The sequence below is a fragment of the Hyphomicrobium sp. MC8b genome, from assembly GCF_905067615.1.
Taxonomy (GTDB): domain Bacteria; phylum Pseudomonadota; class Alphaproteobacteria; order Rhizobiales; family Hyphomicrobiaceae; genus Hyphomicrobium_B.
Genome location: NZ_LR898465.1, coordinates 3020419 through 3045865, shown reverse-complemented (window position 1 = coordinate 3045865; position 25447 = coordinate 3020419). Strand labels below are relative to the sequence as shown.

Below are 25447 nucleotides of genomic sequence, written 5' to 3'. Positions count from 1 at the left end.
AAAGCGATGACGCGAAAACACAAATCTTCACAGCGATCGCGCCGCCGCCTGCTGAATTACCCGCTCGCCGCCACGACGTTTTTCTTTGCCATCTTCAACGTCCAGATTTTTTCGCTGATTATTCCATTGCTAATAATGGCGGTCACGGGCCTCTGCGCTCTCAAGTTTCACCGGGAGCTTGTGGGATATGGTGCCGAACTTAAGGTCGTGCTCATTTTTCCGGCGATTGTCATGCTGTCGGCGACCTGGTCAGACGTGCCGACCATCTCGCTTTGGTACGGTATCCAGCTGCTTGTGACGATCTTTGTCGGCATTCTCATCGGCATCTGCGCGACAAGTCGAGAAATTGTTCGCGGCATTTATTACGCGATGGCAATCGTGGTCATTGCTTCGCTCATATCCGGTCAAACTGGCCCGTCGGCGGCGGGTCCGGTACTCATCGGAATAACGGGAAGCAAGGACGCAATGGGTTTCGTGGGCCTTACGCTGTTCGCTGCGGCCTTGGGCGTGGCCACGGATGCAGGTCAGCCGACGTTCTCCCGCTTGTCGACACTCGTCTTTCTTCCGCTCGGCGCGGGCATAGCGGCCGGCGTCGAGGCGCTCTCATCGGCGCTTGCAGCCGTCGGCTTCGCATTGGCATTCTTGGGCTTCCTGACGCTCAAGCGGTTTGACCGATGGTCGCGCTGGACATTTGTGGTCATTGGGCTCATCGCTGTGATGTTCGCCGCCTTGGCCCTTGCTGGCATGGGGTTCTCGTCAGACCGCGTGCTTGCCGCCTTCAACAAAGATCCGACGTTGACAGGCCGAACCACGCTTTGGGACTGGGCCGATATCTGGATTTCGAGAGCCCCGTTGCTTGGACATGGATATAAGGCATTTTGGCTCGGCGACTCGAATGAAACGGCTTCAGTGCTGTCGATGTTCGGGCAGACCGATGGACGCGTCTTTCAGTTCCACAATACCTTCCGCGAAATTCTGGTCGACCTGGGATGGGTCGGGTTACTTGCGTTTCTGGCTGCTGCCCTTGTCTTTGTTTATTTCGCGTTGATGAACGTCATGAATTTTCCAAGCAGCACGACAGCATTTTTTGCGTCGATGCTATTATTGCTCGTCGCTCGCTCACCATTTGAATCGATAGTTCTGGTTTTTTACCCTTACACCGTTTTGTTTTACGCCTGTGGAATTGCCAGCTTGATGCCTCGGCTCAAATTGCGGCATAGGACACCGATGCCACGTTGGCCATCGTTGCCCAACGCCGAATTGACCCCCTCTGTTGGCATTCAACAAACCCGGTAGGTCGATCTCGGCCTGCGCCGAATTCGCCGCGAGAGCATGTATGCGTTTCATGAGTTTCCCCCACCCTCTGGGCGCAGTGCCGCTTGTGCTTGTCGTCTGCTTGCAGCTCTGCTGCGCCGTCGTCGCCAAAGCTCAATCGTCTGAAGCCTCCGGTACTGGGACCACCTATTATGTGTCGCCGACGGGGGATGATTTGAATTCAGGAACAGCGCCTGACGCGCCTTGGCGCAGCCTCGAGAGGATACAGCAGTCTGTCTATAATGCCGGAGATTCAATTCTCCTTGAGGGCGGCAAGACATTTGTAGGCTGTCTTCAGATTTCGCGCGGGATGCTGCGCGGTACCGCGGAACGTCCGGTAACGATCGGCGCTTATGGGGATGGAAAATTTGAGATCAAATCGAACTGCGCCGGGCGTCTCGTGGCAGCGATCGATATCGTCGGCGCCAGCGGCGTTGTCGTGCAGGATTGCACTCTACGCGGCAACGGCGGCAAGACGCCCTTTGGTGTCTGGATTCAAAACCCTTACGACAATGACGCCGCTCGAAACATAACAGTTCGACGATGCGACATTAGCGGGTTCTTCACCACCAGTCCCGGACAGAATGGCGCCGAGATTTTTGTTACTGGCCACCCGGGCGCCGGCCTCGATGGTGTGAATGTCATCGACAATGTGCTGCACGGTTCCGACGGACCGACAAGTCCGGACAATAACGGGCTTTATGGCTTTGGACGCGACAAGAACGTCCGAAACATTCTGTATCAGGGCAATGTCATTTACGACATTGGAGGCCGGCCTGGCGGTACCAACGGGGCCGACGGCAACGGCATGATCGCCAATGGCGTCACTGGCGGCCTGATTCAAAACAACATTGCGTACAATCTCGGCGCCAATGTCGATACCTGCGGTGGGCCATCCGGTTTCTGGGCGTATAGCTCAAGTCACATCATCATTCAGTTCAACGAAGTCTACAACGCCAAGCCGAGTAAATTCGTCAAAGGCTGCGATTGGGATGGCTTCGATCTAGACGGCTACGTCACGGACTCGGTTCTTCAATACAACTATGCTCACGACAACTGGGGTGCCGGATTTGCCGCCTATATCGACGGCGAGTGGGGGCGGAATATCATTCGCTATAATGTCGCCGTGAATAATGCCACATCGTGGGGCGCTTCCTACTTCGGAAACATCGTAATTGCGAGGGGAGCCGAAGCGCCCCAGCTCAGTATTTATAACAACACGCTCATTTCCAACGGCCCGTCGAACACAACAGCCGGCATTTCCATACAGGGAAATCCCAAGGGCGCAATCATTGCAAACAATCTTATCGTAGCGCTGAATGGAGCGAACTACATCAATACCGGGTCAGAACTGCCTGAGGTTCAAATCCTCTCCAACAGCTACTATTTGACGGACCAGTTCGCCATTCGGTGGCGCGATAGAAACTACACCAATCTTGATACTTGGCGGCAAGCGACGGACAACGAAACGCTCGATGGCAAGTCGACGGCATTCACCGATGATCCGCAAATTGACACCACCGCCCTGGGAGAGATTTGCGGCGGCTACAAGCGATCATGTCCGCGTGCGGCATTGCACGTCTCGCAAAAGCTGATGGGGCGCGGAATTGATCTAACGAAGCCGCCATTTAATCTTGATGTCGGATCTCGCGACTACTTCGGCAACAAGATTCCGCAGTCGGGATCGGGCACCGGATATGGGATCGGCGCAGTTGCTGTAGATAAGTGAACTGGGGTAGATGCGAAACAACAGGACAGTTCACGGCCTAGGTGCGTCTTGCGGGACCATTCGCGTCGAGCGCGATTTTCGTCGCCGCGCGAACCAAGCCTTACCCCGCTCCAGCATCAGGTAAATCACCGGCGTCGTATAGAGCGTCAGGATCTGCGACACGACCAGTCCGCCGATAATGGTGATGCCGAGCGGCCGGCGCAGTTCGGAGCCGGGGCCGATGGCGACGGCAAGCGGAACAGCACCCAGGAGTGCCGCGAGCGTCGTCATCAGGATGGGCCGGAAGCGCTGCAGGCATGCGTCATAGATGGCGTCATGCGGGGAAAGCCCAAGCTCGCGCTCGGCATGGATTGCGAAATCGACCAGCATGATGCCGTTCTTCTTCACGATGCCGATCAGCAGAATGACGCCGATGAGCGCGATCAGCGACAGATCCATATGGGCAAGTTCGAGTGCCAGCAGCGCGCCGAGGCCCGCAGACGGCAACGTCGATATGATCGTCAGCGGATGCGCGAGACTTTCATAAAGAACGCCAAGCACGATGTAGATCGAGAGCAGAGCGGCAACGATCAGCAGCGTCTGGGCGCGTGCTTGCTCCTGAAACGCCTTGGCATCGCCTGCGGGCTCGGCCCGGATGCTTTCCGGCATATGCAGTTTCTGCAGCGCCTGATCGATTGCCTGCAGGCTCGTGTCTACGCTGACACCCGGCTTCAGGCTGTAGTTGATGGTGACCGCCGGGAACGGTCCCTGGTGATTGACGACGAGCGGCGCGATGCCTTCAGTCAATGTCACGACGCTCGACAGCGGAACCTGCCGCCTTCCGTCAATCGTCGGTACATAGATGCGCGACAGATCTTTCGGCTGGCCCTGGAGATTGGGGTCCACCTCGATGACGACTTTATATTGATTGCGATCGGTGTAGATCGTCGAGAACTGCGTCTGCGAAAAGGCGTTGGATAGCGCGGTGTCGATATCGGCGATCGCCACGTTGAGGCGTGAAGCGACATCGCGGTTGATGTTGACGTTGAGCTGAAGGCCGCCCGACTCGCGATCTGAGCTGACATCGACGACGCCCGGGATGGCGCGAACCGCGGTGAGGGCTTTTGGCACCCAGGCATAAAGATCGTCGGCGTTGAGCGACCATAATGTATATTGATAGTCGGCTTTGCCCGATCGCGCGCCTACGCGAACGTCGCGTGACGACATCAACCGCGTCGCGAGCCCGACGATCTTGCCGAGCGGCTTCCTCAGCCGGTCGATGACTTCCGCCGTTGGAACGTTGCCGCGCTCGCTCAGCGGCTTGAGGCTGATGAACATCCGGCCCTGGTTCTGCGTCGGGTTGAAGCCTCCGGCGCCCATCGACGAACCGATGTTGTCGACGGCGGGATCGGCGAGGATGACCTTCAGCGCCCGGTCCTGAAGTTTTTTCATTTCGGCGAATGAGATATCCGCGTTGGCTTCGGTTGCCGCGATGATCAGGCCCGTGTCGTCCTCGGGCAGAAAGCCCTTCGGCAGTACGCTATAAAAATGCACAGTCAGGAAGATCGTTGCGATGAAGACGCTCAGCATGACAAGCTGATTACGCAGCGCGATCCTGAGAGTGAACGCATAGGCGCGCACAACCATGCTCAGCGCACCTTCGAAGATGCGGTCGGCGAGGTTGCGATGTTCTTCAGCGCCTTCCTTGATGAAGTGCGCGCAAATCATCGGCGTGACGGTCAGCGAGACGATCGCGGAAATGACGATGGCGAAAGTCAGCGTCATGGCGAACTCGTGCAGCAGCCGGCCGGCAATGCCGGTCATGAACAGCACTGGAATGAATGCTGCGACGAGCGAGACGGAAATCGATATGACGGTGAAGCCGATCTGGCGCGAGCCTTCTAGCGCCGCAGGAATAGGCTTCATGCCCTTTTCCATGTTGCGGTAGACGTTTTCGATCATCACGATTGCGTCGTCGACCACGAAGCCCACAGCAACGGCGAGGGCCATCAGCGTCAGGTTATTGATGGAATAGCCTGCCGCCCACATGGCCGCGCACGTTCCGGCAAGCGAGAGTGGCACCGTGATGCCTGCGGCGATGGTCGGCGTCGTGCGCCGCAGAAAGACGAACACGACCGACATGACGAGCAGGATCGTGAGACCCAGCGTGAACTGCATGTCGTGCACCGAAGCGCGGATCGTCGTCGTGCGGTCGGACAAAATGGAAATGTCGACGCCCGCCGGAATCCATTCCTTGAGCTGCGGCAGGATCGCCTTCACGCGATCGACGGTGTCGATGACGTTGGCATCGGCCGTCTTGGTGACGATGAGCAGGACGGCGGGCTGCAATCCATAGCGCGCCAGCGAGCGGGTGTTACGCGTGGCGTTGATGACTTTCGCAACGTCCCCGACCTTGACCACATCGCCGTTCGGCATGTTCTTGATGACGATGTCCTTGTAGTCCTCGGGGTCCGTCATCTGCGAATTGGACTGCAGCACGATGGTCTGGTTCGGTCCGTCGATGGAACCGATCGACGACAGATCGTTCGCCGCCTCGACCGCGTTTTTGACATCGTCGAAGCTGACGCCCATCGATGCTACAAGCGTTGGGTCGACCTGGATGCGCGTCGCCGGCTGGTCGGCCCCGCTGACGGTCACGTCTGCCACGCCTTCTACCTGCGAAATACGTTGCCCGAGGATCGTATCCGCGGTGTCGTAGATGTCGCTGGTCGTCATCGTCTTCGACGTCAGTGCCAGAATGAGAACGGGCGCCGCCGACGGATTATATTTGCGGTACGTCGGCACCTGCGGAAGATCGCCGGGAAGATCGGCCGTCGCACTGTTGAGGGCGGCTTGAACGTCGCGCGCTGCGCCGTCGATATTTCGGCTGAGATCGAACTGCATCGCAATCGACGCCGAGCCGAGCGAGCTGGTCGACGTCATTTCCGTCACGCCCGCGATCTCGCCGAGTCGGCGTTCGAGCGGCGACGCGACGCTTGCTGCCATCGTCGCTGGGTCGGCACCCGGTCGCGACGCCATGATGCGGATCGTTGGAATTTCGATCGACGGCATGCTGGCGACCGGCAGCATGAAGTATGCGACCGCGCCCACCAGAAAGAGCCCGATGGCGAGAAGCGCCGTGCCGATCGGTCGTTCGATGAAGATGCGTGAGACGTTCATGCGCCTACTCCGCAGCCTCGCGGTTGCCCGCGGTGATCGCCCGTGATTGCTCCGGCGCAGCGGTAACCGGTTCGCCATTGGCGTCGAGCGCGCGGCCGCCGAGCCTGGCGCGCAGCCGTTCCATCGCCAAATAGATAACTGGCGTGGTGTAAAGCGTCAGCAGCTGGCTGAGCAGCAGGCCGCCGACGATGGTGATGCCGAGCGGGTTGCGCAGCTCAGAGCCCGTTCCGCTTTCGAGAGCCAGCGGCAACGCGCCGAACAGTGCCGCGAGCGTCGTCATCATGATCGGCCGGAAGCGCAGAAGTGCCGCTTCCTTGATCGAGTCCCGCGGCGACAGCCCACGCTCGCGCTCCGCTTCCAGCGCGAAGTCGATCATCATGATCGCGTTTTTCTTCACGATGCCCATGAGCAGGATGATGCCGATCAGCGCCACGAACGACAGGTCGTTGCCCGTCAGTTCCAGTGCCAGCGCCGCACCGATGCCCGCCGACGGTAGCGTCGTCAAAATCGTGAACGGATGAATGAGACTCTCATAGAGCACGCCGAGCACGATATAGATCGTGACGATGGCCGCCAGGATGAGCCACGGCTGGTTCTGCAGCGACTTGGAAAACTCTGCCGCGTCGCCATAGAACGTGCCCGATACCGTCGCGGGAAGGTCAATTTCCTTCTTCGCCGTGTCGATGGCCGCGAGCGCATCGCTCAACGACGCATTCGGCGCCAAGTTGAAGCTGATCGTGATGGCCGGGAACTGATCCTGGTGGCTGATCGCAAGCGGCGCCGTCTCGTACTTGATTTTCGCCACGGCCGTCAGCAGCACGGGCGTTCCGGCCGTCGTCGATGCAACGTAAAGCCGGTTGAGGCGTGACGGGTCGCTGCGATATTGCTCAGCGGCTTCCAACACGACGCGATACTGGTTCGCCTGTTCGTAGATCGTCGAAACCTGCCGTTGGCCGAAGGCATTGCTTAGCGCATCGTTGATGGCCTGCATTGTGACGCCGAGACGTCCGGCGACGACACGGTCGACGTCGATCCGCGCGATCAGCCCGCCATCGACTTCTTCCGTCGCGACGTTGCGCAGGAACGGCGACGCCCTGAGCGCGTCGGCCATCTTCTTCGACCACTCGGTGACCTCGTCGCTGTCGGTGCTGGCGAGCGTATACTGATAGCGCGCGCGGCTCGACTGCGTTGAAATCTGCACGTCTTGGACCGGCTGGAAATAGACCATCGTGCCCGGCGCGGTCTTGACCTCGCGCTTCAGGCGCTGGATCACCTCGACGACGTTGGACTCGCGTTCGTCGCGCGGCTTCAGCATGATCTTGAGGCTGCCCGCATTCTGCGTCGCGTTGAGCTGTCCGATGCCGACGATGGAAGCAACGCCCGCAACGTCTCTATCCGTTGCGACGATGGCTGCGACGTCCTTCTGCAGCTTCGTCATTTCGGTGAACGAGATCTGCGGGCTGCCCTCGACGACGGCGGTGATGGCGCCGGTATCCTGGTCGGGCAGGAAGCCCTTCGGCATGATGACATAGAGCCAGATGGTCAGGACCACGGTCATCAGTGCCACGATAAGCGTCGCGCCCTGATGCCGGAACACGAATTCCAGCGAGCGGTCGTAACCGGCGATCACGCGCTCGATGAAGCGGCCGATGATGCCCGACTTCTCATCATGGCCGCCGCGCAGAAGCTTCGAACACATCATCGGCGTCAGCGTCAACGACACGATCGCGGAGACGACGACGGCAATTGTCAGCGTCATCGCGAACTCGCGGAACATGCGCCCGACGAGACCCGTCATGAAGAGCAGGGGGATGAAGACGGCGATCAGCGACAGCGTCAGCGAGATCACTGTGAAGCCGATTTCGCGCGCACCATCGAGCGCCGCCTTCATCGGCTTTTCGCCCTTCTCGATGTGGCGCACGACGTTCTCGATCATGACGATGGCGTCGTCGACGACGAAGCCGGTGCCGATCGTCAATGCCATCAGCGACAGGTTATCGAGACTGAAGCCGCAGAAATACATCACGCCGAACGTGGCGATCAGAGAAACCGGCAGCGCCACGCCTGCAATGATCGTCGCGCGCAGCGAGCGCAGGAACAAAAGCACGACCATGACGACGAGGCCGACGCTCAGGACGAGTGTGAACTGCACGTCGCGGACGGAAGCCTCGATCGTGCCGGTACGGTCGCTGACGATCTGCAGATTGACGCCGGCCGGCATCGAACGCTCGAAGCGGGGCAGTTCGTCCTTGATGCGGTTGACCGTATCGATGACGTTGGCGCCAGGCTGCCTCTGAACGTCGACGATGACCGCAGGCTTGCCGTTATACCAGCCGCCAACGCGTGTATTCTCCAGCCCTTCCGTAACCTTCGCGACGTCCTTGATGCGGACCGGCGCGTCGTTCCGATAGGCGATGATGACGTCTTCATAGATATGCGCCTGGTCGATCTGGTCGTTGGCGGCAATCGTGTAGGATTGCTTCACGCCGTCGATCGAACCTTTCGGCCCCGAGACGTTGGCGCTCGCAATCGCGGCGTTGAGATCGGCCATGCTGAGGCCGTAACTCGCCAGCCGAGAGACGTCGGCTTCGACGCGCACCGCAGGCTTGATGCCGCCTTCGATCGATACGTGGCCGACACCCGAGACCGACGCCAAGCGTTGCGCCAAAAGCGTATCGGCAAGGTCAGACAGCGACCTGAGCGATTGCGTATCGGACGTCAGCGCTAAGGTGACGATCGGCGTGTCGGCCGGATTGACCTTCGAATAGGTCGGCGGGTAGGGGAGGTTCTTCGGTAGCGTCGATCCAGCGGCATTGATCGCTGCCTGCACGTCCTGAGCCGCGGCGTCGATATCGCGGTCGAGGTTGAACTGCAGCGTGATGCGGCTCAACCCGAACGAGCTCGTCGAAGACATCGCGGCGAGCGATTGGATCTGTCCGAACTGGCGTTCGAGCGACGCCGTAACGAGCGTCGACATCGTCTCGGGGCTGGCGCCCGGAAGCTCGGTCGTCACCTCGACGGTCGGGAAATCGACCTGTGGCAACGACGAGATCGGCAGCGCGAAGTAGCCGAGAATGCCGCCGAGGATCGTCGCTACTGCAAGCAGTGACGTCGCGATCGGACGGACGATGAAAAGGTGCGAAACGCTCATGGCGATGCGCCGTTATCCTGGTCGTGGTGGCGGCGATGTTTGCCGTGGCGCGGTTCGTCGCCAGCTGTCGAGCCGGTAACGAGCGCGGCTTCCGTCGGCAACTGCGCGGCCTGCGCGTTCTGATCCGCCGAGGTCGACTTTTTGCCGTCCGGCGACTTCTTGTGGCGCGGTTTGTCGGCGGCAGGCGCGGACGTGCCGTCATTAATAGAGACAGTCGATCCGTCCTTCAGACGGCTGAAGCCGCTCGTCACGACCTTGTCGCCCGGCTTGAGGCCCTCGGCGATGACAGCGAACTTGTCGTCCTGGCGCGAAACCTTGACCGCCCGCATCGCGGCGGTGTTGTCGGGGCCGATGACGAACACATAGGTTCCATCCGGTCCGCGCTGCACGGCTTCCGTCGCCACGACCGTCGCGTCTTTGACGGTATCGACCAGCAACCGCACATTGACGAACTGGCCCGGCCAAAGCTGACGCTTCTCGTTCGGGAATTCGGCCTTAAGCTTGATCGTGCCGGTTTGCTGGTCGACCTGATTGTCGATGACCTTCAGCGAGCCGGTTTCGAGTTCCGTCTGGCCGTCCGTCGACAGCGCCGTCGCGACCAACGGACCGGTTTCGATGGCTTTGATCAGGGTGGGCAACTCCTGCTGCGGCAACGTGAAAGTTGCCGTGATCGGCTGCACCTGGGTAATGACGACGATGCCGGTTGTGTCATTGGCATGCACGAGGTTGCCTTCATCGACGAGGCGGATGCCGGTACGGCCGTCGAACGGCGCCACGATCGTCGTATAGCCGAGGATCGCCTGCGCATTCTCGATAGCCGCGACGTCAGATTTGATCTGCGCTTCCTGTTGCTTGATCAGCGCGACTTGGGTGTCAATCTGCTGCTGGGAAATGGCGAGCGTGCCGACCTTCTGGTAGCGGTCGAGGTCGCGCTTCGTATTTGCGAGCAGGGCTTCGTCGAGCGCTTTCTTTGCTACGGCCTGATCGAGTTGCGCCTGGTAGGTCGCCGGGTCAATCTTGGCGAGCAGATCGCCCTTCTTGACGTCCTGGCCTTCCTTGAAGTTGACGCTCAAAATGCGCCCATCGACCTGCGCCCGGATGGTCGCGGTGTTCAGAGCTTTGACGGAGCCGACGCCTTCGAGATAGACCGGCACGTCAGCCTTTGCGGCGTCCTTAGCAAGAACGGCAACCGGGCCGCCGAAGCCGCCGCGCGCATTCCGGCCTTTGGCGCCGTCCTCCGGCGCTCCGCTGCCTCCGTGCATCGTATAATAGACGCCGCCCGCTATCGCACCGATAACGACGACCGTAGAAACCCACCGGAGTAACGCCATAGTCTCTTTGCTCTCGTAAGAACTTCGCATGCCGGGCTGAACGATTGGCAGGCGGAAGCTCTGTCCCATACACCCGGAGAAGAAAACGTACCGCCCTGCGGAATCCGTTGCCCTTCATGTGGTGCTTCTGCATCACATGGCCGGGGTACGCATGGGCCACCGGCATGGCCGAAACATGCCGCAAAGCCTTCCGGGTCGCGGAGCCATAACGAAAATTCGCTCGGCGCCGCTTATGCTCTCAATTATTATATTGTGCTTGCGGCGAGTGACGCAGCGCAACACTCGGAAAGCGCGATTTTTTTTGCGAGTGCCGGAGCAACTTAACGAATTATCTGTCCTGGCGCAGCAGGATCGTTAAGGGCTCCGGCCTAGTGTGGCCGCCGTCTCAATGCGCACTGAGGCCTGGAAGTGAAATTTCTGCATGATGAAGGCGGGTGGAAGTGGTCATCCGTCCACAAGGAGCAACTTGCGAGTATCGCCCGGGCAACGCCAGCGGCGATGGCTGGTTACGCGATCAACGTCCTGCTGGCCACCATCGCATTCAGCGGCCTGATTCGATGGCCGGCGCTCCTGCTCTGGACGCTCTTTGCATTAGCGATTTGCAGTTTTGTCGGCATTCGGTCACTGCGTAACCGTGCTAATCACCGGACGTCTGCCAACGGCAGAAATACCTCGCGCCGCCCGGCCCGAAACGCCTTGCTGTTTAGTGTCCTGCTGGCCCTGCCCTGGAGTCTGCTCGGAACGCTATGGACCGGGACGGTTGCCAACAGCGAGGTCATCATTGTTGCGCTTGTAGTCGGCATGGCCGCGAGTGGCAGCGTCTTGCTCTCTCCCATTCCTGCCGCCGCGATCCTCTATGCGGCGACGATCCTGATCCCGTTGGCGGTGAAGTGCGTGTTCATCACGCTCGACAACCATCTCATTCTCGCCGCACTGGCGCTCAGCTATTTCATGTTCCTCGTCGGCCTCATTGCGTCGAACGCCCGGATTTTCGCCGAGCGCCTGGAGGCCGTCGAAAAACTGAAGGACTCCTTTGCCGCCCTGGTGTCGGCGCGCGAAGAGACCGAACGTGCCGCGATGACCGACGGCCTGACGGGTGTCGCCAACCGCCGCGCTTTCATGGCCCGCCTCAACACGCTGGCCGCCGATCGCGATCAGTCGCCGGAATATGGCGTCTTTTATATTGACCTCGATCGCTTCAAAGGCGTCAACGATGCCTTCGGCCACGCAGCGGGCGATGCGGTGTTGCGAATGGCGGCATCGCGGATCGCGAAAGTCGTCCGCGACGGCGATCTGGTAGCACGCCTCGGCGGCGACGAGTTCGCTGTCGTCGCTCAGGAGATCTGCGGCCGCGCTACGGCTCAGGCCCTGGCTGTGCGTCTCGTCTCTGCTTTATGCGATCCGTTCTTTCTTGAAGGTCAGCGCGTGCAAATTGGCGCGAGCGTAGGCGTCGCCATCGCTTTCGAAAGCGACTCTACCGGCGATCAACTGCTGACTCAGGCCGATCTTGCGATGTACGCGAGCAAGTCTGCGGGCCGCAACGCGTACTGCGTTTTCGAGCCCGACATGCTGCGCTCGGTGGAAGAGCGTCAGGCTGTTGAGCAAGGGCTGCGGAGCGCGCTTGCCAAGAACGAACTGGAACTCTTTTTCCAGCCGATCCACGGCCTGACCAAGAATGAAATTGCCGGTTTCGAGTGTCTCATTCGTTGGCGGCACCCGCTGCGTGGTCTGCTGCCGCCTGCCCAATTCTTAAGTATCGCAGATGAAATCGGAATGGCGAACGATATCGGCGGATGGGTGATCGAGGCTGCATGCGCCCAGGCCGCGAAGTGGCCATCCGATGTCGTCGTCGGCATCAATCTATCGCCGTTGCAGATCGCCTCCGACGACGTCGCGCAACGCGTCGAGCGCGCGCTCAAGTCATCGGGGCTTCCGGCCAATCGGCTCGAAATAGAGATCACCGAGACGAGTTTGCTGCAAAACGATCCGGTGACACTCGATCAGCTCAAACGGCTGAAACAACTCGGCGTCTCAATCGCACTTGACGATTTCGGGACCGGCTATTCGTCGTTGAGCTATCTTGTCAGCTTCCCGCTCGATCGCATCAAGATCGACCGGCTGTTCGTCAGTCAGCTGGGGCGTTCGCGGGAAAGCGATCTCATTGTGCGCTCAATCACGCAGCTTGCGCGCAACTTGAACTGTACGGTTGTCGCTGAAGGGATCGAGACGGACGAGCAGCTTCAAAGGCTGCGTGCGCTTCATGTCGGGTTCGGGCAGGGTTATCTGTTGGGAATGCCGATGCCAGCCGCCGAGGCGACGGAATTTCTGGCTTCGGGCAAGAGCAACGCTCTCGCCCAAAGTGCTTGACGATTTGCTTGCTGACTAGGCGACCTTGGGCACGAACTTCAAAGCCACGCCGTTCATGCAGTAGCGCAGGCCTGTCGGCTTCGGTCCGTCTTCGAACACATGACCAAGATGTCCGCCGCAGCGGTGGCAATGAACTTCCGTGCGGGTCATGAAGTAGCTATTGTCGGTAGACGTCTCGACCGCACCATCAAGCGGCTTCCAGAAGCTCGGCCAGCCGGTGCCGCTATGATACTTCGTTTCCGATGAGAACAATGCAAGCTGACATCCGGCGCAAAGGTAGGTGCCCGGCGCGTCGTTTGCATCGAGCGGCGACGTGCCAGCCCGTTCGGTGCCCTGCTTGCGCAGCACGTTGTACTGCTCCGGCGTCAGCTCTTTGCGCCACTCCGCGTCCGACTTCGTAACTTGGAATGCCTCGGCCGAACCTTCCGCCGCCAAGCCGGTTGCCGATTTAAGTGCTGCGACGCCACCGGCCAGGGCAAGCCCCAGCCTCGAAAAATCGCGACGTGAATACATCGATCGTCACCTTGGGTTTCGTTTCCTTGACCGGCGCCCTAAACGCCGTCTGCTGGAGAGTACGTTGCCTCTCTCTTGTGTGTTTCAGCCGTTGACCGGCCTTCTCGTTAAAGATCCGCAATCTCGATGCGTTTCTCAACTGCGATTTCTGTAGGGCTGAGCTGGCATTTATAGCAGAGCATTTCAACACCTGATGCTGCAGCAGCCTGAAAAGCGGTGGCATATGCGGGGTCGATGTCACGCGCGAGCTTGAAACTCTCAGCATCGCTGCGCTGCACAAGAAAAACCATCACGGCGCGGTGGCCTTCGCCAACCATGTTTGCAAGTTCGCGCAAGTGTTTGGCACCGCGCTCTGTTTTGCTGTCGGGAAACTCGGCGAGGCCGTTCTCGCGCATCAAATGCACGTTCTTCACCTCGACATAGCAGTCGCGATTATCACGTCCGCCCGAAAGCAGCACGTCGATGCGGCTGTCGAGTCCGTATTTCACTTCGCGCCGCAACATCGGATATCCGGCGAGCTCTGCGATCGTGCCGGTCTCGATGGCTTCGGTGACGAGCGCGTTCGGTCGTCCCGTATTGATGCCGACGAGGTGCGGACCCGTCCCAAGGTCGGCCTCGATCATTTCCCAGGTATGCCTGTATTTACGCGTCGGGCTGTCGCTTTCCGAAAGCCAGACCTTCGAGCCGGGCTTCGTCAGGCCGAGCATAGAGCCCGTATTGGGGCAACTCGCGGTGACCGTGACGCCGCCAGCGGTTGTGACGTCCGCGAGAAAGCGCTTGTAGCGCTGGATCAGAATGCCGGGCACGAGGGGGTGTGTAAATTTCATGGATCAGGCCATATCGGCGTTCGGCGCCGCCCGGCAAGTATTTTCGCCGCGCGTTCGGCGGTGCTATGACGGCGGCTGAAAGCAGCGATGGACGAGCGAGCCTTGACGGAAGAACGGATTGTTACAGCAGCCCTCCTGGTCATCGGCGACGAGATTCTGTCGGGCCGCACCAAGGATGAGAACATCGGCGCCGTCGCCGAGCATTTGACGAACATCGGCATCCGCTTGCAGCAGGTGCGCGTCGTCGCCGACGATGAGGATGAGATCGTCTCGGCCGTCAATGCGCTTCGCTCCCGCTACACCTATGTGTTCACGACCGGCGGCATCGGTCCGACGCACGACGACATTACCGCCGACAGTATCGGCAAGGCGTTCGGCGTTTCGGTCGGCATCGACGCCCGCGCGGAAAAGCTGCTTCGTGACTATTATACCGGCCGCGGGCTTGAGGTGACGGCTGCGCGCTTGCGCATGGCGAGAGCGCCCGCAGGCGCCGAGCTGATTGACAATACTATTTCGGTCGCGCCGGGATTTCGCATCGGCAATGTGTTCGTGATGGCGGGCGTGCCGAGCGTCATGCGCGCCATGCTCGCAAGCGTGACGCCGATGCTGGAAACCGGCGCCAAGCTTTTGTCGATCACCATTCCCGTCGATCGCCCGGAAAGCGAGATCGCGGATATCTTCTCGACGCACCAGCAGCGCTATCGCGACGTGGCGATGGGCAGCTACCCGCAATTGCGCAATGGCCGCCCGGTGTCCGACCTCGTGCTGCGGTGCTCGAATCCTCAGCGCCTGAACGAGGCGGCTGAAACGCTCAAGGCTGCGCTGAACCTTTGAGCGACGCTGGGGTCGGCCTATCAGGCGCCGCGACGGGCGCTGCGATAGGTGCCGGCGCAGGCTCGGGAGCGCTGGGCCTTATGGTTCCTGATGACTGTTTGTTGCAGTCCGGCGACCACGTGTAGGCGCTCCGATCGCCGCAGACATGCGGATCAAAGTCCTGCGGACAGTCGCACCTCTTGATGCGTATTGATCTCAGCACGGACGTGGCGGATGGTTTCGTCGCATCTGTGCTAGTTCTTGGCTTGGCCGGTATCGCCAGCGCGACCCGTTTCGCGTGCACGCGCTTTTTGATGGTCAGTCGCTCGACCGGCGGATCGCAGACACAACCGCTTAGAAACGGCAGCAATGCCAGCGCAATAGATCCCAGGAATAGACGCAAAATTTCCCCCGAAAATCCCCGTATTTGCGGCCCCCGAGCGAGATGAGACGCATACGCCCTATACGGCGCAACCGGAGAATTTCGTCCGGCTTCGTATTACACTCTGCGTGATGCATATACGCCTCAGCAACCGTGGCCTTCGGGGCGCATGCGGCACACCGTTTCACCTGCATAGAAACGGAGCCAACTCAGTCACGCAACGTCATGAAATAACTTGTGATTGCGCGGGAATTGTAACGGCAATTCTTGGGTTGTCGTGGTGCATCGCAAACTCTATGGTCCGGCGCTGCAGTTGGTGTTTTGTTCCAAGGCGGATGGAACGCACGGAGGAGAACGGCGCGTAGGCCCGTGCCGAAGAAAGACGGGAGAGTAGGGATGTCATCGAGTATTCGTCGTCGTGCGCATGCATGCGCAGCGGCATGGGTTGCCTGGAGTGTGCCGGCAGCCGTTGCAGCGATGTTGGCCTTCAGCGCCGCCCCTGTCGAAGCCAAGACGCCTGGCAAGACATACTGCTTCAACCACACCTGTCACCGCGTGCTGAGCATCGCCGAGATGGTCGCCATCGTCGGCCAGGACACGGTGCTCCAAGCCTCGTACTATGACGACTGTCGCCGCGATCGCTACAACCCATGCGGATTGACGTCATCTGGCGAAGCCTTTCGCCCCAACGAGGCCGATAGCGCCGCCAGCCCGATCTATCCAGACGGCACGATCCTGCTCATTCGCAACCCTGACAATGGCAATGCCGCCGTCGTTCGCGTCAACAACGCCGGACCGTACTGGCGTCAGCGCAAGCTCGACGTATCGCGCGCAACCGCGCACAAGCTGGGCTTTGCGGGAAGCGGCGTTGCGAAACTCGAAGTCCGCGTGATGTCGGCGCCGTCCATCGTCGACGCGACCTATAAAAGAAATCGCCGTTATGCGCCGGTTCCGGGTTCCATCGGGTCGTTCGCATCGCTCGACCAGGCCCAGGGCGGCATGATGATCGCGATGGCGCTTGATGCCATGTCGACGTCGGTCTTCGCGCCGGTCGCCGGCAAGATGCTGACGGCGGTGAAAACCATGAAGCCCGCATTGGCCAACGTCCTGCGCACGGATTCAACCCGCGTGGCGTCCGTTGACGGAACTGTGCCGGCAAGCATCGCGGTGAATTTCGAAAAGTCGGCGGCTGCGGTTGAGAAGCCTGAGGCCAAAGCTGAGGCGCGTTCGCTTGTTCTCAGACGAGCGACTGTGGCGTCGCGCTCGGTCAAGCGTTCGCCTACCCGTTCGGCACGCGTCGCCAAATGGCGCAGCAAAACGCGCTGGGCGTCTGCGACGTCGCGCCGTCAGTTCAAGGGCAGCCGGTCGGCGTCGTCGAGGTCGAGCAGGAGCGTCCGCTTCGCAACCGGCGCCTCTTCGACGAAGAGATCATATTGGACGTCGAGAGCATCAAGGAAGGCCGCCGCCATATCCAAGAGAGGCCCGAGAGCCATGCGCGCGGCGACCAGGAAGCTGTCGTCGATCGTCAGGTCCGACGCTTTCCGGATGGCCGCTGCATCGGGGGCGATCAGTCCGCGGCTGCGAACGTAGGCGATGATCTCATCGCCCGTGTCGAAGTCGAGTTCGCGCGCGTCGCCGCTTTCCTCGACCGCGTCGAGCAGAATGGCCGTGCCCGACGCAAATAACCGTCCGAGCGTGCGAAAACGCTCGTCGTATTCGGAGAGCGCGATGGCATGGCTGCGCGCCTTCAGAACGCGGGCAACAAGCATCAGCTCAAGGGCGCGGATCTCGTCGGCAATCTTGCGCTGACGCATCACGAAGTCTGCCGGCTCGCTGGTGTGTTCGGCGAGTTCGCGCCACTGGCTGCCGCGCACCATGATGTCCTCGCCGGCGGCGAGTGCAGCATCGAGGTGATCGGCCAGCATATAGACCGATAATGGCGCCTGCGCCCCACCGAGTTTCATCTTCAACTCCGCATTATTTCTCAAGCACTTGGATACGACTGAAGCGTGTTGATTCGCTATTGCCGAGCGGCGTTTACCCAAGGTGCAAAAGGAACGGGGAGGACTGAGGATAAGGTGTGGAAGCGCATTGCGGCTTCATGCTGGACACAATCAAAAACGCAACAAACAAGGCGTTAGCGGTCTTTCGCTGAGAATCACTGTGATTGATGCGGCGTACACGTCCAATGAACGCCGAAATGTTTTCGCACCTCGATGTGGCCGAGACGACATACAAAGCCGTCGCAAAAATGCGACGCGCGCCTCGGAGGCGAGGCGGCCGTTCGAAAAAAATCTTCCGAGCATTTGAAGTCTTCTTCTTTCTCTTTTCGGGAACCGCCGCCTAGCGTCGCGTTGCAGCTCGAGACCGGCTGCGGCTCTGCTTGGGATAGAAGACAATGAAAATTGCACGATTGATTTTGCTCGGCGCCTTCGCTCTCGGCGTTGGCGCCACCGCTTCCGCCGAGGCTGCAACGACAGCGCCACGGCTATCCGCCTCGCACACCGCGACGCTCGTTACGCTGAAATCAAAGGACAAGAAAAAGGTCCACGCGCACAAGGCTGGCAAGCAGAAGGTCGCGCAGACGCATAAGACGAAAAAAGTGAAGAAAGCCAAGAAGACTTGACGCCGGATCGCGCGCTGGATCGGGGGGTCGATTCAGTCCGCGCGCGTCCACGCACCGCCGAGAGCGCGCTCCGTTTCCTCGCATCTCAGGACGCACGCTCTCGGCGGGTTGGTTCTACCGAGACACCTAACCACCGTCAGCCCGGCGCAGCGCAAAGTTCCGAGCGCCGTCGCAGACGCCAACCATTTCTCGACATCCCGGCGCAACAGCCAGCCCCACCACCGTCATCCCGGCGAAGGCCGGGATCCAGTCAACGAGCAATCAAAGGATTTGCGCGATCTCCTGCGGCGCTTCAATCTGCGCAGGGGGACGTCATGAGCCGGAAAAGCAAATCACCGTGCGTCTATATCTTGGCGAGCAGCCAAAACGGCACGCTCTACATTGGCGTGACGAGTGATCTTCACGCGCGGATGGCTCAGCATTCGCAGAAGCTCATTCCCGGCTTCACTGCGCAATACAACGTGACGCAACTCGTCTACTACGAGCTCCACGAAACGCTCGACCAAGCCATCGCGCGTGAGAAGCAGTTGAAAGAATGGCGGCGGACTTGGAAGCTGCGTTTGATCGAACAGATGAACCCCGAGTGGCGCAATTTCTTTGATCCGCAAACAGGCGAGATCGGCGCGGGTCCATTTGATATGTCCGAGCAGGCTCTCTGACCGACAATCTGCTGCGGCTTGTCTGGGTGCCGACCTTCGTCGGCATGACGGAGAATGGGCACGATCTTCGCCCCATCTCCCTCATCCCGGAGAAGGTTAGCCCCCGCGATAGCCCCCAACACATCATCCCGGCGTTCGCAGACCATTCCCAATTCCGTCATCCCGGCGCAGTCTGTCATCTCCCACCGTCATCCCGGCGAAGGCCGGGATCCAGTCAAGCCGAAACCAAACAAGGCGCCACGAGTGGTGGCGCCTTGCTGAAATTCGGTCGTCTCCGACGAGTCTCACGCTGGATCTCCGAACGCGCATCGCTGCGCCCACGCGTTCGAGGATGACGTCAGTCAAATTCCGGAATCCTCGGCAGATATTTGCTTGCCAAAAGAGAAGATCTGAGCGCCGAGAGAACAACGCTTCTTTCCTTTGGGACGCTTTGATATTGGCGTTTGTGTTCCGGATATTCGTCGAGGAAATCCATCTTAAAGTATTGAGGATATAACAGCATCATCGCGACAGAAAAATGAGCCATCGGCCCAGTAGGTTTTCTGCCTAACGAATGATAACCAGAGATATTAAATAGCGTTTGAGCATCGTTGAGGTGAGCTAAGTTGCCGTAAGATGGCCCGTTATATAAGGCATCAGGGTCCCGATCAGCGTGCTTGAAGTAGTTGTAAGCAAGCACAGATTTTTGACGATATTGGTTCCAAAATTGCGGTTTAACAAAACGGCGATGATCCCATTCAAGCTCAATACCTTTTTGATGGGCTAGATTGAGCAATAGCTCTCTGCAAGCCATAGTTACGACGTGCACTGAGAAGCTATTGCATTCAGTCGAGATCATTTGAATGCTGGCATAAATGTGCTCAAGCACGATATCCAGCTTAGTATATTGAACGGGCTGAACTGTTTCAGGAATCCTGATCATAGGTTGCTGCCCGTTCAAATTATTGAACTGGTCGTCCTTATTCACGAACACCCGCTCGTGCTGCCGCACGTGTCGCACTTCAGGCAAGTGCCGTTCCGGACCATCGTGAAGTTCTGGCACTCGGTGCAGGCGACGCCTTCGTAGCCGCGGAGTTTCGCTTCGGAGAGGCGCTGCTTGTAAAGCTCCGACTTCGTCAGAACCGGCGATGACACCGCCGCTTGCATCTCTTCGCTTACCGCCGACAGCGCATTCGCGCCGTGCGTCAGCGTCGATTCAACGTAGCGGGCGCTGACGTCGTAGCTCGCGTTCTGCACGGCGGCCGCGCCAAGCGATGACGCCTTGGGACCAGATGCAGACGAAACGTTTGTCGTCGTGCGGCTCGCGAGGCGAACCACGTCGGCGCCGCGAACGAGGCCCTTCGACACCATCTTCGTCACGCTCTCCGGCAGGTTGAGCGAAAGCTGCTCATCCGTATCGTCGTCGCTGGAGCCCAGCCCCGTCTCGCCGACGATTTCGCGCGGATCGACGTGCGCCAGATCGTGACGGCCGAGGTACGACACCGCCAGTTCGCGGAAGATGTAGTCGAGGATCGACGTCGCGTTCTTGATCGTCTCGTTGCCCTGCACGAGACCTGCCGGTTCGAAGCGCGTGAAGGTGAACGCCTCCACGTATTCTTCCAGCGGCACGCCGTATTGCAGGCCGAGCGAGATCGCGATGGCGAAGTTGTTCATCAGCGAGCGGAAAGCAGCGCCTTCCTTGTGCATGTCGATGAAGATTTCGCCGACGCGGCCGTCGTCGTATTCGCCCGTGCGCAGATACACTTTATGCCCGCCGACAGCGGCTTTCTGCGTGTAGCCCTTGCGACGGCCCGGAAGCTTATCACGGCCCTTCGCCTTCTCGCGCTCCACGTAGACGACGCGCTCGACGATCTTCTCGACGATCTTTTCAGTCACGGTCGCCGTGCGAGCGGCAAGCGGCTGGCTCATCAGAGCATCCACAGCGTCCGCTGCCTCGTCCGCATCATCGCCGAGGATCTGGCTGTTGAGCGGCTGAGAAAGCTTCGAACCGTCGCGATAGAGCGCGTTGGCTTTGAGAGCCAGCTTCCACGACAGCATGTACGACTGCTTGCAGTCTTCGACCGTCGCATCGTTCGGCATGTTGATCGTCTTCGAGATCGCGCCCGAGATGAATGGCTGTGACGCCGCCATCATGCGGATGTGGCTCTCGACCGAAAGGAAGCGCTTTCCCTTCTTGCCGCACGGATTGGCGCAATCGAACACCGGCAGATCATCGGCCTTGATGTGCGGTGCACCCTCAAGCGTCATCGCTCCGCAGACGTGCTCGTTGGCGGCTTCGACGTCTTTCTTCGAGTACCCGAGGTGCGCGAAGATATCGAACGACGGATCGTTGAGCTTGTCGGCAGGAATGCCGAGTTTGCCCGTCATGAAGTCGTCGCCGAGCGTCCAGCGGTTGAACACGAACTTAATGTCGAACGCGGTCGCCAGACCCTTCTCGACCTTCGCCAGCACATCGTCAGTGAAGCCCTTGGCCTTCAGCGTGCCCGTGTTGATGGCGGGTGCCTGGGCCAGCGAGCCGTGGCCGACTGCATAAGCCTCGATCTCGGCGATCTGGCTTTCGCGATAGCCGAGCGCGCGCAGCGCTTCCGGCACCGACTGGTTGATGATCTTGAAGTAACCACCGCCGGCGAGCTTCTTGAACTTCACGAGAGCGAAGTCGGGCTCGATGCCGGTCGTATCGCAGTCCATCACGAGGCCGATCGTGCCGGTCGGCGCAACGACGGTGGCTTGAGCATTGCGATACCCATGCTCCTGGCCGAGTTCGATCGCGCGATCCCAAGCGCGTTTCGCAGCGTCGCCGAGGCGCGCATCCGTTAGAGCGTCGTGATCGAGCGGCACGGGAGCAACCGAGAGCTTCTCGTAGAACTCGGCTTCGCCATGAGCGGCGCGGCGATGGTTGCGCATCACGCGCAGCATGTCCTGCGCATTCGGCGCGTAGCCGGGGAAGGGGCCAAGCTCTTCCGCCATCTCTGCGCTCGTCGCGTAGGCAACGCCCGTCATGATCGCTGAGATCGCGCCGCAAATCGCGCGGCCTTCCTCGGAGTCATAAGGAATGCCCGACGACATCAAGAGGCCGCCGATGTTCGCGAAGCCAAGGCCCAGCGTGCGATAGCGGTACGAAAGCTCCGCGATCTGCCGCGACGGGAACTGCGCCATCAGCACCGAGATTTCGAGCACGACCGTCCACAGACGGCAGCCGTGCTCGTACGATTCGATGTCGAAGGATTTGTCTTCGCGGCGGAAGCGCAAGAGGTTCAGCGAAGCCAGGTTGCACGCCGTATCGTCGAGGAACATGTATTCCGAGCACGGGTTCGATGCGCGGATCGGCCCCGACTGCGGGCAGGTGTGCCAGTCGTTGATCGTCGTGTGGAACTGAATGCCGGGATCGGCCGAGGCCCACGCTGCAAAGCCGATTTGCTCCCAGAGATCCTGGGCGCGGATCGTCTTCGTTACCTTATTGCCAAGGCGAGAACGCAGGTTCCAGTCTTTGTCCTCGACGACGGCGTTGAGGAAGTCATCCGTCACGCGCACCGAGTTGTTGGAGTTCTGACCGGCGACCGTGAGATAGGCCTCGCTGTCCCAATCGGTGTCGTAGGTGTCGAACTCGATGTCCTTGTAGCCCTGGCGCGCGAACTGGACGACGCGCAGGATGTAGTTCTGCGGAACGCCGTCACGCTTGGCTTCGCGGATCGCGATCTTGAGCTTGGGGTTCTTCGTCGGCTCGAAGCAGGCGTCGCCTTCCGCTTCGCAGTTGACGCAAGCCTTCATCACGGCCTTGAGCCGCTTCTGGCAGATCTTCGAGCCGGTGACGAGCGCCGCCACTTTCTGCTCTTCTTTGACCTTCCAGCCGATATATTCCTCGATATCCGGGTGGTCGACATCGACGACGACCATCTTCGCCGCGCGCCGCGTTGTGCCGCCCGACTTGATGGCGCCCGCCGCCCGGTCGCCGATCTTGAGGAAGCTCATCAGGCCCGACGAACGGCCGCCGCCCGACAGCTTCTCATTTGCGCCGCGCAGCGACGAGAAGTTCGAGCCCGTGCCCGAGCCGTATTTGAAGAGGCGCGCTTCGCGCACCCAGAGATCCATAATGCCACCCTCGTTGACGAGGTCGTCGGCAACCGACTGGATGAAGCAGGCGTGCGGCTGCGGATGCTCGTAAGCCGACGTCGACTGCACGAGTTCGCCCGTCTGATAGTCGACATAAAGGTGGCCCTGGCCGGGGCCGTCGATGCCATAAGCCCAGTGCAGGCCGGTGTTGAACCACTGCGGCGAGTTCGGCGCCGCCATCTGCATGGCGAGCATATAGCGCAGCTCGTCGAAGAACGCCTGCGCGTCTTCCTCGGACGAGAAGTAGCCGCCCTTCCAGCCCCAGTAGGTCCAGGTGCCGGCGAGACGGTCGAAGACTTGGCGCGCGTCCGTCTCGCCGCCGAAACGCTCGTTCTCCGGCAGCTCGGCAAGAGCGGCGTCATCCGGGGCGGAGCGCCACAGCCACGACGGAACCTGCGTTTCTTCGCACCGCTTCAGGCGCCGCGCCACGCCCGCCTTGCGGAAGTATTTCTGCGCCAGGATGTCGGCTGCAACCTGACTGAACTGTTCGGGAACATCGAAGCCTTCGAGACGGAAAACGATCGAACCATCGGGGTTCTTGATCTCTGACGTCGCACGCCGGAACGGGATCGAGGCATAGGGAGAAAGGCCGGCTTTCGTGAAACGCCGTGTAATCTTCATGTGAAAGTGCCCCCGAATTGCGCGGCGCGCAGCGGTGTTGCCGAGCGCCGTATGTGATTTTTTGGACGCCACGCGCTCAGAGCCCTGCAACTCCGGCGAACGGCGGGTCGAGAACGCGGATGGACTGCCCTGAGGCGCCTCGTCGGCACTCAACACACCGGCCGCAGTTTCCCCGTGCCCGCGAAGACACCGAAAAGGCGACTCCGCCGGCCTCATGCCGACCCGAAGTGTGTGATTGCGACGAAGACTCGCGCGCTACGCTGGAACGCTACTGAACCGAACAGCTGCGAAGTCGTCGTCAACCGATCTCGAACGGTCCGTCTTACGAATGTCGCAACAGGGCCAAAGTTAGGAGATTCGAAGCCGATCCGACAAGGGAAATTAAATAGATGTTGGGGTGGCAGAGACAACAAGCACTACATCTAGTGGTGTTAACAACTTCCGGCCGGAGTTGGCATTTGCCGCGCATTCGTTGGGGTTTTACCGGTCATCTTGGCCGTTGGTGGTGTGGACAGGACTTAATTACGTCCGTTTTTTCGATCCGGCTGCTGACGAGCTTAGTGCGATTCCGCGTCAGCTATGTTGCATGCCTGCACCGGCTCAATGGCGTCTGGACATCACCGCCGAAGAACCGCTAATTCGTGATCAGGGTAGCAGCGGCAAAGGATGCCCAAACGATGAGCTTATTCAGCGAGATTTTCTGCTGGTGGGGCGGCAATACCTGGGGCACGCGCCTGTTTACGTGGCGCAAAGGCAAGCTCGTCGGCGAGGACCAGTTCGGGAATCGCTACTTCATTCAGAGAAGCGGCGTCGGCCCGTTGGGCGTCCCGGCGCGATGGGTCATCTATCCCAAGCTCTCGGAAGCGAGTCAGGTGCCGCCCGAATGGCACGGCTGGCTGCATTATACTGTCGATACGCCGCCGACCGAAGAGCGCTATCATCCGCGCCCCTGGCAGAAGCCCCATCAGATGAACATGACGGGCACGGCGAAGGCTTATCGCCCCAAGGGATCGATCCTGGGCACCGGCCAGCGCGCGGCATCCACCAGCGACTACAAGGCGTGGAAGCCGAATTAATCGAGATTAATCCGGCAGAACGAAATATCGCCCCCTTTGGCGGGCAATCCGGCGAGGCGCGGTAGCGCGCCTCAGGGGAATGGATTTTTGCAGTTGAGACAGACGGACTTGTTAGATTTCGGGCGCTGCACGAAGGTCTGTCGCCGTGCGGGCGTGTTCGTGTCGGCGCTGCTTCTGTTTGGCACGCTCGCCGTCCTGACCGCGCCGCCCGCAGCCGCCGATCGCATTGAGAATCAAGTCGCCGTCTTTTCAGCGCTCGATAAGGTGACGGCGCACATCTCGAAGATCGAAGTAGAACTTAACAAGACGGCGACATTCGGCGCGCTCAAGATCACGCCGCGCGCCTGCTATTCGCGCCCGCCCACCGACGAGCCCAAGACGGACACGTTCGTCGAGATCGATGAGTCTCAGGTCGACGGTTCCGAGAAACGTATTTTCACCGGCTGGATGTTTGCCGAAAGCCCCGGCATCTACGGCCTGGAGCATCCGACATATGATGTCTGGCTGACAAAATGCGAGAAGCCGATCCGCACCATCGCTGAGGACAATCCGAACGCTGGTACGGTCGCGCCGTCCGACGATCCGAACCAAGCTGGTGCTGCCGCGGCCGCAGGCGGCAACGCCCCTGCCGATCAGATCCCGCCCGACCAGGATTTCCGCCGCCGCGTTCGGCGCTAGCTTCTTATCGTCGTCCTCGGACGAGTGCAGCGAAACGCCAGACCTCCGACGTCATGGCCGCGCAGGCGGCCATCCACGGCAACACTCAGCT

Annotated in this window: 17 protein-coding genes and 1 pseudogene; 9 read left to right on the top strand and 9 right to left on the bottom strand. The window is 60.1% G+C overall.

The annotated features are described in order from the left end of the window. Nucleotides 1–6: 6 nt before the first annotated feature. Both ACLB1Z_RS14810 and ACLB1Z_RS14805 read left to right on the top strand, forming a co-directional pair. Entirely contained in the window at nt 7–1296 is a 1290-nt protein-coding gene (locus ACLB1Z_RS14810) for an O-antigen ligase family protein (RefSeq protein ID WP_409560527.1), read from the top strand. Nucleotides 1297–1336: 40 nt separating this feature from the next. Further along, nucleotides 1337–3043, top strand: a complete 1707-nt coding sequence (locus ACLB1Z_RS14805; protein ID WP_409560526.1) for a hypothetical protein — start codon at nt 1337–1339, stop codon at nt 3041–3043. 30 nt (nt 3044–3073) lie between these two features. Here ACLB1Z_RS14805 and ACLB1Z_RS14800 read toward each other — a convergent pair whose 3' ends face one another. The 3 genes from ACLB1Z_RS14800 to ACLB1Z_RS14790 are packed head-to-tail and all read right to left on the bottom strand — an operon-like array spanning nt 3074 to nt 10684. Further along, nucleotides 3074–6202: an efflux RND transporter permease subunit gene (locus ACLB1Z_RS14800; protein WP_409560525.1), complete on the bottom strand. Its 3129-nt coding sequence runs from the start codon at nt 6200–6202 to the stop codon at nt 3074–3076. Nucleotides 6203–6206: 4 nt separating this feature from the next. Continuing rightward, nucleotides 6207–9353 (bottom strand): efflux RND transporter permease subunit, encoded by a 3147-nt coding sequence (locus ACLB1Z_RS14795; protein ID WP_409560524.1) that lies wholly within the window; start codon nt 9351–9353, stop codon nt 6207–6209. Continuing rightward, nucleotides 9350–10684: an efflux RND transporter periplasmic adaptor subunit gene (locus tag ACLB1Z_RS14790; protein ID WP_409560523.1), complete on the bottom strand. Its 1335-nt coding sequence runs from the start codon at nt 10682–10684 to the stop codon at nt 9350–9352. The genes ACLB1Z_RS14795 and ACLB1Z_RS14790 overlap by 4 nt, the downstream gene beginning before the upstream one ends. A gap of 408 nt (nt 10685–11092) precedes the next feature. Here ACLB1Z_RS14790 and ACLB1Z_RS14785 point away from each other — a divergent pair, with 408 nt between their 5' ends. Then, nucleotides 11093–13051, top strand: coding sequence for a putative bifunctional diguanylate cyclase/phosphodiesterase (locus ACLB1Z_RS14785; RefSeq protein WP_409560522.1), 1959 nt, complete (start codon nt 11093–11095; stop codon nt 13049–13051). A 15-nt stretch (nt 13052–13066) separates the two neighbouring features. On the opposite strand, the gene msrB is transcribed toward ACLB1Z_RS14785, so the two are convergent. Continuing rightward, nucleotides 13067–13564, bottom strand: coding sequence for a peptide-methionine (R)-S-oxide reductase MsrB (gene msrB / locus ACLB1Z_RS14780; protein WP_409560521.1), 498 nt, complete (start codon nt 13562–13564; stop codon nt 13067–13069). 107 nt (nt 13565–13671) lie between these two features. Next, nucleotides 13672–14391, bottom strand: coding sequence for a DNA/RNA nuclease SfsA (sfsA, locus tag ACLB1Z_RS14775; protein WP_409560520.1), 720 nt, complete (start codon nt 14389–14391; stop codon nt 13672–13674). 87 nt (nt 14392–14478) lie between these two features. On the opposite strand from sfsA, the gene ACLB1Z_RS14770 reads away from it, so the two are divergent. Continuing rightward, nucleotides 14479–15225 (top strand): competence/damage-inducible protein A, encoded by a 747-nt coding sequence (locus ACLB1Z_RS14770; protein ID WP_409560519.1) that lies wholly within the window; start codon nt 14479–14481, stop codon nt 15223–15225. A 757-nt stretch (nt 15226–15982) separates the two neighbouring features. Then, a pseudogene (locus ACLB1Z_RS14765) lies at nt 15983–16408 on the top strand (hypothetical protein); the annotation flags it as partial. Nucleotides 16409–16524: 116 nt separating this feature from the next. Here the strand turns inward: ACLB1Z_RS14765 and ACLB1Z_RS14760 are convergent. Together ACLB1Z_RS14760 and ACLB1Z_RS14755 are read right to left on the bottom strand one after the other, a co-directional pair. Further along, the gene (locus ACLB1Z_RS14760; RefSeq protein WP_024276122.1) at nt 16525–16857 is read right to left on the bottom strand and encodes a hypothetical protein; all 333 of its coding nucleotides are present in this window, start codon (nt 16855–16857) and stop codon (nt 16525–16527) included. Between the two features lie 75 nt (nt 16858–16932). After that, complete coding sequence (locus ACLB1Z_RS14755; protein ID WP_409560518.1) at nt 16933–17550, bottom strand: hypothetical protein; 618 nt, start codon at nt 17548–17550, stop codon at nt 16933–16935. 434 nt (nt 17551–17984) lie between these two features. Between ACLB1Z_RS14755 and ACLB1Z_RS14750 the strand changes: the two genes are divergently transcribed. Further along, on the top strand, nt 17985–18212 hold the full coding sequence (locus tag ACLB1Z_RS14750; RefSeq protein WP_409560517.1) for a hypothetical protein: 228 nt from the start codon (nt 17985–17987) through the stop codon (nt 18210–18212). Nucleotides 18213–18526: 314 nt separating this feature from the next. Then, a complete protein-coding gene (locus tag ACLB1Z_RS14745; RefSeq protein WP_409560516.1) occupies nt 18527–18871 on the top strand; it encodes a GIY-YIG nuclease family protein in 345 nt (114 codons plus the stop codon). A gap of 337 nt (nt 18872–19208) precedes the next feature. Here the strand turns inward: ACLB1Z_RS14745 and ACLB1Z_RS14740 are convergent, their stop codons facing one another. Both ACLB1Z_RS14740 and ACLB1Z_RS14735 read right to left on the bottom strand, forming a co-directional pair. Continuing rightward, the gene (locus ACLB1Z_RS14740) at nt 19209–19838 is read right to left on the bottom strand and encodes a hypothetical protein (RefSeq protein WP_409560515.1); all 630 of its coding nucleotides are present in this window, start codon (nt 19836–19838) and stop codon (nt 19209–19211) included. Further along, complete coding sequence (locus ACLB1Z_RS14735; RefSeq protein WP_409560514.1) at nt 19835–23602, bottom strand: vitamin B12-dependent ribonucleotide reductase; 3768 nt, start codon at nt 23600–23602, stop codon at nt 19835–19837. The genes ACLB1Z_RS14740 and ACLB1Z_RS14735 overlap by 4 nt, the downstream gene beginning before the upstream one ends. Nucleotides 23603–24279: 677 nt before the next feature. Here ACLB1Z_RS14735 and ACLB1Z_RS14730 point away from each other — a divergent pair. Continuing rightward, nucleotides 24280–24678: an NADH:ubiquinone oxidoreductase subunit NDUFA12 gene (locus ACLB1Z_RS14730; protein WP_409560513.1), complete on the top strand. Its 399-nt coding sequence runs from the start codon at nt 24280–24282 to the stop codon at nt 24676–24678. Nucleotides 24679–24771: 93 nt separating this feature from the next. Further along, nucleotides 24772–25356: a DUF2155 domain-containing protein gene (locus ACLB1Z_RS14725; RefSeq protein WP_409560512.1), complete on the top strand. Its 585-nt coding sequence runs from the start codon at nt 24772–24774 to the stop codon at nt 25354–25356. The last annotated feature ends 91 nt before the right edge of the window (nt 25357–25447 follow it).